Genomic DNA, 13,966 nt, shown 5'->3' with positions numbered 1-13,966 from the left:
CTAGACCCCCTATAAATAATTATGGATTAAATATTTATATAAATCTAAATATTTAACATACTATATAAACTACCAGTTCTAGTATATTAAACAATAAAAGCAATGTCAAATTAAATGCCTTCCGATTGTAAAAAAACAACTGCCTCCATCCGCATATGCCAACGCGTGGAGGCAGTTATTCAGCAACGTATGAATTTAATTATTAAAGGAGATACTGAAGTAATAGAAGCAATATTATTCCGGGGATTCCTAAGAATCCGGCAATCAACGCTGTAATCGGATTTATACCTATGGTGAGGCCTATAAAACCGCCAAAAATATTGATTACGAAGAGTGCGACAGCTCCTATAATACCGTTTATCACAAGCTTGACAACTATTTTAATTGGCAGAACCAGCAATACCCCTATTATATAAACAGCACCTATGGCAAGAAAGATTGCCAGTATTGAAAACACATCTATCTGCGGCAACATTAATCCCCCTTTAGCAAATTAGTAGAGCTTTGCTAATAATTATATTAATGTTTTCAAGTTTTATTACAAGTTTTGTACAAATCCTATGGCTAGTACACTTTAACCGTAATATCTTCAAGCAATAGGGCACAACACCAAGCAAGTGTATTATCACATGCTTGCACTCAATCCTTTATCCTTCACAAGTTTCAGCAGATAAACATATTGGGATTTGGCTGCCTCCATCTTATATATTGCATGATCTACGAGCTCGGGGGCAGTTACGTTGTCAAAGTAATTCTGTGCATCAAGCATTTCCTGCCTTGCCCTGGAGACTATATTTAATAGTTCTTGGTTTTCATCCTTCTCCCCTATACCCTGAAGGTTATTAAGCACATATCCTATCACATCGCTTAACTGCTTATGCTTCTTAGATTTTTCGGTAGCCAGATTAGTGGTCATAAAAAACACCTCCATTATTACTATTAATTTATCCAATAATTAACAATAATATACTGAGGTGTTAAATTATCTAAATATTATATTTCTCTCCTGCCCTCAAGAGCCTTCATCAGTGTGACTTCATCAGCATATTCCAAATCTCCGCCTACCGGGACACCGTGAGCTATCCTTGTAACCATAATCCCAACAGGCTTTAGCAGCCTGGAAATATACATTGCTGTAGCTTCACCCTCAATATTGGGATTAGTAGCAATTATTATCTCCTTAATTTCATTTTCGGCCACTCTTCTTAGAAGCTCCTTGATTCTGATTTCCTCCGGTCCTATACCTTCCATTGGTGATATAGCTCCATTAAGCACATGATATAACCCTTTGAACTCTCTTGTTCTCTCCATTGCCACAACATCTTTGGGGTCTTCCACAACACATATGAGGCTGCTGTCCCTTTTGGTATTGGAGCAAATGTTGCATGTATCAGAGTCCGTAATGTTGCAGCAGACCTTACAGTACCTAATATTTCTCTTTGCGGTTATTATTGAGCTTGAAAGCTGTTCTACATCTTCCAAAGACATGTTGAGTATATGGAAAGCCAATCTCTGTGCTGTTTTATTACCCACTCCCGGCAGCTTTGAAAGCTCATCTATAAGTTTAGCAATAGGAGCTGCGTAAAAGCTCATTAAAACAACCCTCCAGGTAAATTGAGTCCTCCGGTTATCTTGCCCATTTCCCTGCTTAACATCTCATCCGCCTGCCTTATAGCTTCGTTGACAGCAGCAGTGATAAGGTCCTGAAGCATTTCTACATCGTCCGGGTCTATTACTTCAGGCTTTATAGTTATCGATAATATTTCTTTCTTCCCGGAAGCAACTACAGTTACAGCCCCTCCACCGGCGCTTGCTTCAACAGTCCTCTGCTCCACTTCCTCCTGAAGCTTTGCCATATCCTTCTGCATCTTCTGCACCTGTTTCATCATATTATTCATATTTCCGCCCATTCCTCCTGGGAATCCACCTTTGCCCATCTATAACTCCTCCTCTATTTAACATATGTGGGCGAACAGTGTTCGCCCCTACAAGGAACGCATGCAATGCGTTCCCTACACGTATCTCGCACCCCGTACCCATAGACATTATACTATTCTTCTTCAATCACTTCAACTTTGTCCTGACCTACAAGTTCAATAGCTGCTTTTACTATGTTGTCCGGCTCCTCTTGTTCCTCTTCTCCCCCCAATATGCATTTTATCTTAATGGGTGTGCCAAAGAACTGAGACGCGGCTTCTTCTACATCTAACCTGTTGGCAGGCGTTTCAAGAGCCTCTTTTGAAAAACTGTCTTCCTTTTCATAGGATAATACTATTAAACCTGAATTCGCTTTAATCGGCTTTGCTACAGCCAGATATGTCCTCAGCTTGATTTTGCCACGGCTTTTGAGTTCCTTGATAAAACCAGGCCACTTCTCTATGATATCCGATACGCCCGATTTCAAAGCCTCCTCTTCCTTTGCCTTTACAGGAACAGCCTTTTCCCTCTTAGCCGGTGCATCCGGGTTTGCTGCTGGACTTAATGCATAAGACACTTCTTTTGCAGCCTGTGTGAAACTGCCTTTCTTTAGCATCTCCTCCAACTTGGATATCCTTGTGAGCATGCCCTCCAAGCTGCTGTCTCCGCCTATCTTGCACATTTTGACCAGTGCGACCTCAAGCAAAATTCTCGGGTTGCCTGACCACTTGGCTTCATTTTCGAGTTCGGATAATATGCTTATGCACCTTATTATATTGTTTTTATCATAATCCGCAGACTGCTTCTTAAGCTGCTCAATTCCTTCCCTGGACATATCTATTACATCTTCGCACTTGGATACCACCTTAGTCATAAGAAGATTTCTGTAGTGTATCAGCAAATCCCTGATAAACTGACTGATATCCTTCCCTCCAGCCGCTATTTCATCAACTGCCCTTATAGTGCCGCTGGCTTCTTCTTTCAGTACCGCCTCGGAGATTCTGAATAAATACTCATTGTTCACTATTCCCAAAACCTCAAGCACGTCGTCATGGGTAATAGTCTTATCACCATAAACTGAACATTGGTCAAGGATGCTTAAAGCATCTCTCATTGCTCCATCAGAATTTCTTGCTATAAGCTTTACAGCATCCTCCTCAGCTTCCAGTCCCTCTGCACTGCAGACAGTTCTCAGCATTTCAACTATGTTTTCGGTGCTGATCCTTTTAAAATCAAACCTTTGGCATCTGGAAAGTATGGTCGCTGGCAGCTTGTGAGGCTCTGTGGTTGCCAATATGAAAAGCACATACTCCGGCGGTTCCTCCAAGGTCTTCAGAAGTGCATTGAATGCTTCATTTGTTAGCATGTGAACTTCATCTATTATATATACCTTGTACTTACCCAAAGTTGGTGTAAATTTGATTGCTTCCCTTAAATTTCTTATGTCATCTATTCCTCTGTTGGAAGCAGCGTCTATCTCATACACATCTATGGAGTTCCCCTCGTTTATGCTAATGCAGCTTTCGCATGCATTGCATGGGTTGAAGTCCTCAGGAGCTTTGCAGTTGACAGCCTTGGCCAGAAGCTTTGCTGTACTGGTCTTGCCTGTCCCCCTGGTCCCGCAGAAAAGATAAGCATGGGAAATTCTGCTGCTTTTAAGCTCATTCTTCAATGTAACTGTTATCTGGTCCTGACCACGCACATCCTCAAACGTTTGCGGCCTCCACTTTCTATATAAAGCTGTGTACATATAAACCTCCAGGTACCTTATTTCAGTCAATAGATATATTAAAATATTAGCATAATGAAGCAGTATAGTAAATTGAGGATTAATAAAGTTTTTTATAAAAAGAAAAATGCTCATTTCTGAGCATTAGAAAAATTCAATATCTTCATCGTGATATATCTTTTCAAATATCGCCTGTTTCAATAGGAACATCTTCTCAAAAGTCTGTACCACTATCGGGTTGAATTGGGTACCTCTATATGTTCCAATTTCACTTACACCCTGCATGAGACTTCTGGATTTCCTGTAGGGGCGGTTGGAGGTAATCGCATCAAACGCATCTGCCACACTTATAATAGCAGCCATAATTGATATTTCGTTTCCGTCTATCATATCAGGATAACCCTTCCCGTCATATCTTTCATGGTGGTGCTTGATTGCCATTAGAATGTCGTCCTTGAGACCTATTTTGGATACAATCTTATAAGCAATATCCGGATGCTGCTTTATGATGTTGTATTCTTCTTCTGTAAGCATGCCGTTTTTATTCAATATCGAATCACTTATACCTATTTTCCCAATGTCATGCAGTACTCCCGCTACCCATATGTCTTCAATAAAGCTCTTAGGAAAATCCATCTCGGATGCAATGAAGGAAGAATATTTTGCAACTCTTATGGAATGGCTTTCAGTATACTCATCCTTGGCTTCAACCACTGACACAAGGCTTTGTACCGTTTTTAGATACGAATGCTTCAGAGACTCGTAAGCCCTGGCATTGTCTATGGCTATAGCTATATTGTTTGACAATGAGCTTATAAGCTCAATCAATTCATCCTTGGGTTTATGCTCCAAGGTAATACTCATTAAGCCTATTACTTCGGACTTCACTATAATTGGAGTAAACACGACGTACCTGGCGTCATTTTTCAAGTATAACTCTCTGTAATAGCTGTACGGAGTGTTATCCTCCCGAAGATCCAGTACTATAATACTTTTTTTCTTGATTGCCTGCTCGGTTATATCCCCCCTTATATCAATACTGCGTCTATCGTACTTTTCTGATTTTATTCCCTTGAGTGCCTTCAGCTCCAGCATGTACGGAGTTTTGTCACTTATAAGTCTTATTGCACAAACCAAGGCTTCAGTTATATCAGCTACCTGGTTGACAACTGCTATGAGCATATTATTCAAATCCATGGTAGAGGCCAAGGTATTGCTTATCCTGTTCAAGGTCTGAAGCTCGTTGTATTTCTTTTTAAGCTGAAGCTCCATTTTCTTCTTTTGTGTTACATCTCTTACAATAGCCTGTATGCCTATTACCTTTTCATCCTCAACTACTCTCTTAGTGCTGCCTTCAACCTTTATCGAGCTTCCATCCTTCTTTAAAAACTCTCCCTCAAACTCCCTGTAATCATTTATGGGATCTGCCATTTCCATAAATCCAGGATATTTATGCTTAACTATGGTTATTATAGGCTTCCCAATAAGCTCTGATTCGCTGTAGCCCAATATCTTCTCCATGCTGCTATTTATATAAACCAGATTGTCCTCAGGGTTTACCACTAATACCATATCTGAAATATTGTCCATCAGTGTCCTGTACTTTTCTTCCGACTCATTAAGCTGAGCCATTGTTGCTTCCAGCTGTCCGTAAGAAGCTTCTAATTCTATATTTGTACTATGAAGTTCATCATTGTTGGAATAAAGTTCATCAGTTTTCATAAGAAGGTCAGTATATGTATTTTTCAGGTTTTTCGCCATTTCATTAAAAGCTCCGGCAACCTCCCTGATCTCATCATTGCTGTTTACCTCAATTCTACTGTCCAGGTTTCCTGCTGCAATTGATTTGACGCCATTTCTCAATTCTATTAGAGGAGTTGTTATTGAAGCCGACAGAAAAATCGAAGCAATTAAAGCTGTAAATATGCATAACAATCCGAGCAGTAAAATAATACTGTTTGTGTTTTGGTTCATTGTACTAGATTTACTTAGAAGCTCATTCGTGTCTATGATGGAAAGCACTCTCCATCCGCTTGCATTTATTACTGAAAAGCTGCAGGTCCAGTCCTTTCCTAAATAGTTGAACTCCCTGTAGCCTTCATTCAGATTTAGAATTGCTTGTGCCGCAGGATAAAGTACAAAGCTTGTATCCTTTACATTCACAGTCTCGCTGTACTTACCCCCGCTGTGGAATTTTACATAGCCCGAAGGATTAATTAAGAACATTTCAGTGTTCGTCATGTATTTTGCATTTACCAATAGATTTTTGAAAGTATTTAAAGATATATTGCCGACCAGCACCCCAGATGCTTTATTCTTATTATCCAGCAAAGGTATCGACAACCCTATACATTGGTTGCCGCTTATCGGGTCTGTATATGGCTCAAGCCACACCAGTTCCTGCGCTTTTTTCGCATTAGTATAGCTGTGAAGTCTTGTATAGTCTATATCAGGTACTTTAGAATTCAGTTCATCAGTATAAACCACACCATCAGGCATAATTATGTTCAGGTTCATATAATATTGGTTTACACTTTTTTGATCCCTCAGGAAAGCATATAAATCGGATTTTTGTTGATCCAAGTGGCTAAATGCCTGTGCAATAGACTTTAATTCAATCTCTTGCTGCTTAAAAAGCTGATCAATTTTGCTTAATTGGTCTTTAATGTACATATAGTTGAAATTTTTAAAATCCTGCTGCATTTTTCTATCATAGGTATTATAAATAAGAGTCCATGACACCACGAAAGGGATTATTGACACTATTAAAAAGTACAATAATATTCTTAGCTTAAAATTAATTTTATGCACAGAATAACATCCCCCCTTTGATATCTAAAATTCGACATAATACCTTATTATATTATATCAGCAAGTGCATGGATGTAGTACTAAAGTATTACAAAATAACCTATTTTTCCTATAAATTAGGACTATAGTCCTAATAAGTTGATTATTACGTCAATAAAAGGTCAAAAAAACAAAAAAACTTGTTTTTACAAGTTTTTAAAATTATGGCCGTGCACCTTTCCTCGACGATCACCTACAAGCGTTACCCAGGTAGTTAGCTCCAATCAGGCAACCCGGCGGCACACGAAAGGGTTCACTTACCGTTGCTTCCTTCCGGATCTGGCGGGGTTCATAAATTTCCGTTGCGCAGGACCCAATCATCGTCACCACTTGCCTGAGGCAGACCTTACAGGCGAGCGCCTCAGCAAAGGAATTCAACCCTGCTATTGCGGATTGCAGGTTACAGGGCACCGCAGTCTCCCCGTCTAGCACGACCAAGAATATTAACTTTTTTTATGGCCAAATACATCTAATATATTAAGCTATTTTATTATAGCCTTTTCTGTATATGCTGTCAATGCACTAAAATATACCTTTCAATCGGTATTGACTAGAAGTATGATTAAGGTAATATAATCACATAAAATATATCTTTTGTGTGTTATATAGTATTTTATCTTTAGTATGTAAAACAATACTAAGAATAATAATTTCAAGGAGTTGTTATATTGAAAAAAAGCTTCACATACATTCTTGCTTTTCTCACCGGATTACTTCCAGGTTTTTTTCTGGTTTTCAATTTTATGTTTTCAGATGTCATATCTCTATACGAAAGAGGCTTCTCTTTCCTGGTGGTAGTGGTGGCTTATCTGATCTTGGGTGTAGCCTTCGGACTTATAGGACATGACAATGGATGGAAGCCGGGTATATGGCTCAGTCTGCCGGCGATAATATTTGCATTGGCGTACTCAGTCAATGAAGCTGGAACTATAGCTACAAATCTTCTATATGCAGCTGCTGCAATTGGAGCAGCTGTTACAGGCGCTGGCTTAGGTGCAAAATTTTCAAGAAAGCGAAAGCAGTGACTTCTAAGGTCACTGCTTTATATCTGTTTCAACCATTTTTACAATTAGCTTTGTCAGGACTTTCCTGTCGCTGTCATCTCCCACTTTCCACAGTTCCTGCAGCAAACGCTGCTCCCTGTTTTCAGGATCTACCCTTGCTGCAAGAACATTGCCTACTTTAACAGCAATATTCTCTATGGTATTTTCGGACATGCCGACTGATTCCCCAAGATTCACTGCCTTGCCCAAGGTGTTCTTCCAATTTGTCCATTCCGTAAAGAAATCGGCTTTATTTATTTCCATAGTATCACCTCCGAAAGTACAAACAAAAATACTTTAAGCTTATTATTTGTATCTCCGGCTCTAATATTCATTTTAAATTCGAATGCAAAAAAATAAAAGGAGCCTATGATCCCTCACTCTTGGATGCTCCTCAGACTGCTTTCAAATTCTGACTTTGTTATTAAACCCTCTAGATACTTAGTGTTAATCGATGCAATTTGTTCAAGCGTTTTGAACTCCTCCGATCTAAGCTTAAACCCAAAATTACATTCCGGGCAGCTGAAGTAGTAAACAGTATCACACTGCACCAGGGGGATATTAAATACTCTGAAAAGTCTTGAGGTCTCGTAAATACCGTAATACTCATTATTGCCGCAATTTTCACACCTGGGAGCTATTCTCTGCAATACATCACTTTCCTTTTTTATGCTGCACAGCTGATCAACATAAACCTGTCCCACATATCTTGTCCTTGCTACATCCTTACCCCAGAGCCCCATAGCATCACACCCCTCAACAATCTCCGTCCCGGTATTACTTAATAAATATATTCTACCAATAATTTCAAAATCCTTCCTGAAAAATCCGATATTGCTTCAGTTTTTCCAATCTATCGACAAGAGCAGCCTGATTCCTGCAAAGCCTCACATGGACAGCTATAGGTACTTCTGTTAAAATGGCTATATATAAATAATTGGGAAGTGACATTATGAAAAAATATCAAGCTTATTTACCTTATCTTGCAGGACTTGTCATGGCATTGATTTTTGGGTTGTCCTTCATGTTTACAAAGCAAGCCTTGGAAACCCTGCCCACAACCCTTCTTCTTGCATACCGCTTTGCTTTGGCCGCGATACTCTTGACTTTGCTTTGGCTGTTTGGTGCTATTAAGGTGAGCTATAAAAATAAGCCCCTTAAGGAGCTTTTGCTGCTATCTTTATTCCAGCCAATTGCATACTTTATTTTCGAAACTACAGGTGTAAAGCTTACATCCTCATCGGAAGCAGGAATAATGATTGCTCTGATTCCTGTAGTAGTAACCATTTTTGCTGCAATATTCCTAAAAGAAAAACCAGGCAGGGCACAGCTGTTTTTTATACTGGCTTCTGTCTTAGGCGTTGTATTTATAGTACTGATGTCTGGCAGCAACAGCAGTGCAGGCCATTATGCCGGGATACTCTCACTCTGCGGGGCAGTACTCGCTGCAGGAGTATATAATATTCTTTCCAGAAAGCTTTCCAGCAGTTTTACCCCTGTCGAGATAACCTTTGTAATGATGTGGACAGGGGCAGTTGTATTCAATATGATATCTGCAGTAACAGGTGTGATAAACGGCAATCTGGATAAATACATCAGCTCTTTAGGCTCAGCAAGCACGCTGGTTCCCGTTCTTTATCTAGGCACTCTGTCTTCAGTTTGCGCATTCTTTATGGTAAACTATATGCTCTCGAAGCTGCCTGCTTCAAATTCCTCGGTTTTCTCCAACCTTACCACAGTAATATCAATAATCGCCGGAGTTTTAATAAGACATGAAGCCTTTCACTGGTATCAGCTTGCAGGCGGAATCATAATAATCCTCGGGGTTTGGGGTACAAACCGCTACAAACCCCAACAGGAAATACAGCTTCAGGCTACGGAAAGCTTATAACCGTCTAAAGTATTCATCCTTATAATCATATTCGTTATTCAGCGCGTGTTCTATCTCTTGCAGAAGCCTTTGCTTATCCTGTGGCAGCGTTCCTGCCAGGGAAAAATAATTGGATGCATGGTTGCTTCTAAAGACACATTGGCTCAAAGTCAGCTTTTCAATCAGCAGCCTTGTCTCCTCCATTACCTCCTTGGGACCCAGCAGTTCAAACTCACCTTTTCCAATCTGCTGCTCTATCTCAGTTCCCGGCTCTACAAGAAGCGTAAGAAGTCCCAAATAGTGCGGATTAATATCATTTATAACTCTTGCAGACTCCAATGCATGCTCACGCCATCCACTCTTTCCGCCTATTCCTGAAATCAAAGTAATGGACAGCACTATTCCAGAGTTTATGAGCTTTTTCCCTGCTCTAATCATTTCCGATGAGGTAACACCTTTATTAATGCTGCTTAGGACAGCATCACTTCCGGATTCCAATCCCATATAAACTATGCCAAGCCCCAGCTCTTTCAATTCTCTCAGCTCAACCTCAGTTTTCCGCAATATGTCCTCAGGGCTGCTGTATATTCCCACCCTTTCACATTCAGGCATAACCTCACTTATTTTTAAGAGTATCCTCTTCAAAGCTTCAGTTTTCATTGCCAATGCATTTCCGTCAGCCAGAAAAATCCTGCTTACAATCCTATAATATTTTTTACCTTCCTCAATATCCGCGAGGATTTCTTCCACGTCCCTTATCCTAAATTTTTTGTCCTTATACATGCTGCAGAATGTACACTTATTATGAGAGCAGCCGATAGTGGCTTGGATTATCAAGCTCTGTGCCTCACTTGGCGGCCTATATATGCTTCCTTCATATTTCATTTTCCTATCTCCTTATAGTTTTACTCTATCTCATTATACATTGGAAAAGAGACAGTTTCCTGTCTCTCTCTCAATTTATTCATTGCTTTCATGAAGTTTTACGGAAATCGTTTTATACTTATCCATCTGATCATATAGTTCAACCTGCACAATATCTCCGACCTTGTGCTTCTTTATAACAGCTATTACTTCTTCTATTGTCAAGACCTTCTTGCCATCCAGCTTTGTTATTATGTCCCCCTGCTTTATTCCAGCCTTTTCAGCTCCACTGTAATCTACTACGTCCTCTACGTATACACCTTGAGGCACTTCATACTGCTCGGCTGCTTCCTTGGTTATGTTCCTTCCCTGTATGCCCAGGTATGGCCTTGCGATCTTCTTCTTGCTTATTATTTCCTGAATAATCGGTTTTGCCTCGTTGATTGGTATTGCAAAGCCCATTCCCTCAACTGTAGTCTCTGCAAACTTTATCGTATTGATTCCTATAACCTTACCTTCACTGTTTACCAATGCTCCTCCGCTGTTGCCGGGGTTGATGGCTGCATCAGTCTGAATAAGCTTTATAGAGTTATCCCCAACACTGACTTTTCTGTTAAGTCCGCTTATTATTCCTGCGGTAACTGAACCGGCATATTCTGTGCCCATCGGACTGCCTATAGCAACCGCCAACTCTCCTACTTCAAGCTTTGAAGAATCTCCAAGCTCAGCTATAGTCAAATTTGCCGGATTGACCTTTATTACTGCAAGGTCTGTCTGGGAATCGCCTCCTACCAAAGTTGCCTGAAGCTCTTTCCCGTCGTGGAGTATTACAGTTATATCCTGCGCACCTTCTACGACATGGTTGTTTGTAATTATATGTCCCTGATTGTCGATGATGATTCCCGAGCCTGTTCCCTGACCTTCATAGACCCTGCCAAAAAAATCCCTGGTTCTTGTCTTCAGACTGATTGCGACAATTGAAGGGGACACCTTCTTCGATATGGGTACTACTGGAGATACTGATTTGTCAAAAACAATTTGGGTATTCTCTACTCCCGATGCGTATACTCTGTTTGAATCCCCAACAGGGTTGGGAAGGAAATTATCCAAGCCAAATCCAAATACAGTTCCTATCAAAAGACCTGCTGCAAGCACCAGTGCAATAAACTTCCTAGGACTCTTTTTGGGCTTTCTTTCGATAACTTCTCTGTAAAAGGAGCTATTAATCTCATTATTTTCATTGTTTTCAGTACTTTCAATGATTTCGCTGATTTCATTGTTTTCATTAAAAAAATCGCTCATATCCTATTCCTCCTTAAAGGTAAATTTGAAATTAGATATTCTTTTTTCAAACCACCGATTTAAACTATATTTTAAATATATCGCAAATATTTGAACAAAATATGAACGAATTGTAAACTTTATACTTTTTCAATAGTAAATGTGAATTTTATAAAGCCTTCCCCGCTTGCAACCCAAATCTTTTCATCCAGCTGGTTTATTATCTCCTTTACAATGGCAAGTCCCAGCCCATAACCGTTTTTATATGTTCCCCTGGATGCGTCCCCCTTATGGAATCTTTCCCAAACTCTGTTAAGCTCCTCAGCACTGATTTCAGCCCCAGTGTTAGCAACCTCTATGCATATGCTGTTCCCTTTACCTGCGGTCTTTATCTCTATGCTGCCTTTCTCTGGTGTGAACTTCACAGCATTATCCATAAGATTGGACAGCACTCTCTCTATAAGCAGCTGGTCAGATAATACGAAGCTTTTCTCCTCATACATGTTGAAGGACACATTGAGCTGCTTTTGTGTTATTCCTCTCTCATAGGATATAAGCTTCCTCCTGATTGTCTCATTGAGTTCGAAGGCTTCCTTTTTTATTTCAAGCTTTCCCTGCTGTATATTATTAAGCTCCAAAAGCTCGTTTGTTATTTTGATTAATCTTTTGCTCTCTTCCAAAACTATGTTCAAGTAATGCTCTCTCTTTTCCTCCGGAATGGTACCGTCTACGATGCCTTCTATAAAACCTCTTATAGAGGTCATGGGTGACCGCAGATCGTGGGATATGTTGGCTATGAGGTTCCGCCTGTTCTCTTCTATCTTTTCCAGTGATTCCGCCATGTTGTTGAAGCTTCTCCCCAGCTCTTCTATCTCATCTCCGGTATTTATATCCAGACGCTTCTGGAACTCCCCCCCTGCAATTACCTTGGCTGCTTCATTTATTTCTTTTATAGGATTTGAAATTCTCCGGATTTGTAAAAACAAAATTCCATAAGCGACAGCTACAGAAACCAGAATTGCCCATAAAGTCAGACTGTAGATTTCCCTAAAGTTCTTCTGTATCTCCAGCAGGGAAGCATGAACCAGCACTCCACCGGCAAAATTATTGTTCACAAAAACAGGATAGCCCACTGTCAGCGAAGGTTCACTAAGCATCCCGTAAAAGTCACCCCGTGCCTCTATGCTTTGCCCACTTTCAAGTTCTTTAAGCTCTTCTTCCTCTAAGCTTCTCCCTAAAAGCTGCTCGTCGTTGGACCCTGATAAAACTATTATTGTTCCCTGGCTGTTAACCACCCATATATGTGCGTTAAGGAACTTGTCCAATACCTGCAAATCATTTGCCAGGCTCCTGGAATTGGAGTTCCCGGCATAAAGGAATTCTGCCGCTTCCTTGGCTACCTTTCTGCCCTGATCATATAAAAGTTCTTTTCTATTCTCAATAAAATATTGATCGAATATTTTAAGAAGCGACAAGGCAAGTATTGCAAAGCCTATTATTATTGCTATTCCGTAAGTAATAAACAATCTCTTCAATATACTGTTCTTCATCATCTCACCTCGAACTTGTAGCCTACGCCCCAAACAGTCTTTATCTCCCACCGACCTGCTTCATCACTGAATTTCTCCCTCAGCCTTTTCACATGAACGTCTACTGTCCTGGTATCACCCATGAAGTCATAGCCCCAAAGCTTTTCCAATAATTGCTCCCTTGTAAAAACCTGGTTGGGATGGCTTGCAAGGAAATAAAACAGCTCCAGCTCCTTTGGCGGTACATCTGCTTTCTTTCCTTGGTATGTAACGCTGTAATCACTTTTATTAATCACGAGCTGAGGGTAAACAACCTCTTCAGCTGTCTCATCTGAGCCCATTGTCCTTCTGAGTACGGCTTTCACTCTGGCCGTGAGCTCCTTGGGTTCAAAGGGCTTTGCCATATAGTCGTCGGCTCCAAGCTCCAAGCCCAACACCTTGTCAAAGGTCTCTCCCCTTGCAGTCAGCATTATAATAGGGATCCTGCTTACCTTCCGCATCTGCCTGCAAAGCTCATAGCCGTCTATCTCGGGAAGCATAATATCCAGAATGACAAGGTCCGGAGTCCATGAATGGAATGCGTCCAGGGCACTTTTGCCGGAGTATTCGGTCTTTACCTCAAACATCTCCTTTTCCAGGTATAGCCTTATGAGATCCGCTATATTCCTGTCATCATCAACGACCAGTATTCTTCCCTTCATATCTACCCCACCGTTTTCAGCATTTTATTTTAACCTTATGATACATCAACACTAATGAATAGACAATATTAGCACCATAAATAAAAAAAACACAGGCTGCATCCCGCAAGCCTGCATTTTAAAATGTCTGACTGTAAGACTTGTGCAAATTTATATTCCGCAATATCCAAAAGTGCTGCTTT

General features: G+C 40.4%; 14 protein-coding genes and 1 other RNA gene. 2 read left to right on the top strand and 13 right to left on the bottom strand.

Annotation, left to right across the window (positions count from 1 at the left end; translation table 11 throughout):
* Positions 1–202: 202 nt before the first annotated feature.
* The 7 genes from VEB00_12370 to ffs all read right to left on the bottom strand — a co-directional run bounded on the left by VEB00_12370 (position 203) and on the right by ffs (position 6,930).
* The gene (locus VEB00_12370; protein HYF83809.1) at positions 203–472 is read right to left on the bottom strand and encodes a pro-sigmaK processing inhibitor BofA family protein; all 270 of its coding nucleotides are present in this window, start codon (positions 470–472) and stop codon (positions 203–205) included.
* 153 nt (positions 473–625) lie between these two features.
* Entirely contained in the window at positions 626–916 is a 291-nt protein-coding gene (locus VEB00_12365) for a DUF2508 family protein (GenBank protein HYF83808.1), read from the bottom strand.
* A 77-nt stretch (positions 917–993) separates the two neighbouring features.
* The gene (recR, locus tag VEB00_12360; GenBank protein ID HYF83807.1) at positions 994–1,593 is read right to left on the bottom strand and encodes a recombination mediator RecR; all 600 of its coding nucleotides are present in this window, start codon (positions 1,591–1,593) and stop codon (positions 994–996) included.
* Positions 1,593–1,937, bottom strand: coding sequence for a YbaB/EbfC family nucleoid-associated protein (locus VEB00_12355; GenBank protein HYF83806.1), 345 nt, complete (start codon positions 1,935–1,937; stop codon positions 1,593–1,595). Before VEB00_12355 ends, recR begins: the two co-directional genes overlap by 1 nt.
* Positions 1,938–2,050: 113 nt before the next feature.
* Complete coding sequence (gene dnaX / locus VEB00_12350; GenBank protein ID HYF83805.1) at positions 2,051–3,667, bottom strand: DNA polymerase III subunit gamma/tau; 1,617 nt, start codon at positions 3,665–3,667, stop codon at positions 2,051–2,053.
* A 123-nt stretch (positions 3,668–3,790) separates the two neighbouring features.
* Positions 3,791–6,457, bottom strand: a complete 2,667-nt coding sequence (locus VEB00_12345; GenBank protein HYF83804.1) for an HD domain-containing phosphohydrolase — start codon at positions 6,455–6,457, stop codon at positions 3,791–3,793.
* A gap of 207 nt (positions 6,458–6,664) precedes the next feature.
* Positions 6,665–6,930: signal recognition particle sRNA large type (gene ffs / locus VEB00_12340), an RNA gene on the bottom strand.
* A gap of 234 nt (positions 6,931–7,164) precedes the next feature.
* Here ffs and VEB00_12335 point away from each other — a divergent pair.
* Positions 7,165–7,521 carry a hypothetical protein gene (locus VEB00_12335; protein HYF83803.1) on the top strand — a complete coding sequence of 119 codons (357 nt, stop codon included), beginning with the start codon at positions 7,165–7,167 and terminating at the stop codon, positions 7,519–7,521.
* 9 nt (positions 7,522–7,530) lie between these two features.
* Here the strand turns inward: VEB00_12335 and VEB00_12330 are convergent, their stop codons facing one another.
* A complete protein-coding gene (locus VEB00_12330; GenBank protein HYF83802.1) occupies positions 7,531–7,803 on the bottom strand; it encodes a DUF3243 domain-containing protein in 273 nt (90 codons plus the stop codon).
* A 113-nt stretch (positions 7,804–7,916) separates the two neighbouring features.
* The gene (locus tag VEB00_12325; protein ID HYF83801.1) at positions 7,917–8,282 is read right to left on the bottom strand and encodes a zinc-ribbon domain-containing protein; all 366 of its coding nucleotides are present in this window, start codon (positions 8,280–8,282) and stop codon (positions 7,917–7,919) included.
* A gap of 209 nt (positions 8,283–8,491) precedes the next feature.
* Here VEB00_12325 and VEB00_12320 point away from each other — a divergent pair, with 209 nt between their 5' ends.
* Positions 8,492–9,430: a DMT family transporter gene (locus tag VEB00_12320; GenBank protein HYF83800.1), complete on the top strand. Its 939-nt coding sequence runs from the start codon at positions 8,492–8,494 to the stop codon at positions 9,428–9,430.
* Here the strand turns inward: VEB00_12320 and VEB00_12315 are convergent.
* The 4 genes from VEB00_12315 to VEB00_12300 form a co-directional block, all read right to left on the bottom strand.
* Positions 9,425–10,294 carry a radical SAM protein gene (locus VEB00_12315; GenBank protein ID HYF83799.1) on the bottom strand — a complete coding sequence of 290 codons (870 nt, stop codon included), beginning with the start codon at positions 10,292–10,294 and terminating at the stop codon, positions 9,425–9,427. The genes VEB00_12320 and VEB00_12315 overlap by 6 nt on opposite strands.
* 75 nt (positions 10,295–10,369) lie before the next feature.
* Positions 10,370–11,575, bottom strand: coding sequence for a trypsin-like peptidase domain-containing protein (locus VEB00_12310; protein ID HYF83798.1), 1,206 nt, complete (start codon positions 11,573–11,575; stop codon positions 10,370–10,372).
* Positions 11,576–11,694: 119 nt separating this feature from the next.
* Positions 11,695–13,104 (bottom strand): HAMP domain-containing sensor histidine kinase, encoded by a 1,410-nt coding sequence (locus VEB00_12305; GenBank protein HYF83797.1) that lies wholly within the window; start codon positions 13,102–13,104, stop codon positions 11,695–11,697.
* Entirely contained in the window at positions 13,104–13,784 is a 681-nt protein-coding gene (locus VEB00_12300) for a response regulator transcription factor (GenBank protein ID HYF83796.1), read from the bottom strand. The genes VEB00_12305 and VEB00_12300 overlap by 1 nt, the downstream gene beginning before the upstream one ends.
* Between the last annotated feature and the right edge of the window lie 182 nt (positions 13,785–13,966).

This window comes from Clostridia bacterium (assembly GCA_035628995.1).
GTDB lineage: Bacteria > Bacillota > Clostridia > Lutisporales > Lutisporaceae > BRH-c25.
This window is presented reverse-complemented; position numbering and strand designations above follow the sequence as displayed.

Excerpts from the sequence above, each read along its gene's own strand:
- VEB00_12365 (HYF83808.1), bottom strand. The coding sequence starts at position 916 with ATGACCACTAATCTGGCTACCGAAAAATCTAAGAAGCATAAGCAGTTA.
- recR (HYF83807.1), bottom strand. The coding sequence starts at position 1,593 with ATGAGCTTTTACGCAGCTCCTATTGCTAAACTTATAGATGAGCTTTCA.
- VEB00_12355 (HYF83806.1), bottom strand. The coding sequence starts at position 1,937 with ATGGGCAAAGGTGGATTCCCAGGAGGAATGGGCGGAAATATGAATAAT.
- dnaX (HYF83805.1), bottom strand. The coding sequence starts at position 3,667 with ATGTACACAGCTTTATATAGAAAGTGGAGGCCGCAAACGTTTGAGGAT.
- VEB00_12330 (HYF83802.1), bottom strand. The coding sequence starts at position 7,803 with ATGGAAATAAATAAAGCCGATTTCTTTACGGAATGGACAAATTGGAAG.
- VEB00_12325 (HYF83801.1), bottom strand. The coding sequence starts at position 8,282 with ATGGGGCTCTGGGGTAAGGATGTAGCAAGGACAAGATATGTGGGACAG.
- VEB00_12320 (HYF83800.1), top strand. The coding sequence starts at position 8,492 with ATGAAAAAATATCAAGCTTATTTACCTTATCTTGCAGGACTTGTCATG.
- VEB00_12315 (HYF83799.1), bottom strand. The coding sequence starts at position 10,294 with ATGAAATATGAAGGAAGCATATATAGGCCGCCAAGTGAGGCACAGAGC.
- VEB00_12310 (HYF83798.1), bottom strand. The coding sequence starts at position 11,575 with ATGAGCGATTTTTTTAATGAAAACAATGAAATCAGCGAAATCATTGAA.
- VEB00_12305 (HYF83797.1), bottom strand. The coding sequence starts at position 13,104 with ATGAAGAACAGTATATTGAAGAGATTGTTTATTACTTACGGAATAGCA.
- VEB00_12300 (HYF83796.1), bottom strand. The coding sequence starts at position 13,784 with ATGAAGGGAAGAATACTGGTCGTTGATGATGACAGGAATATAGCGGAT.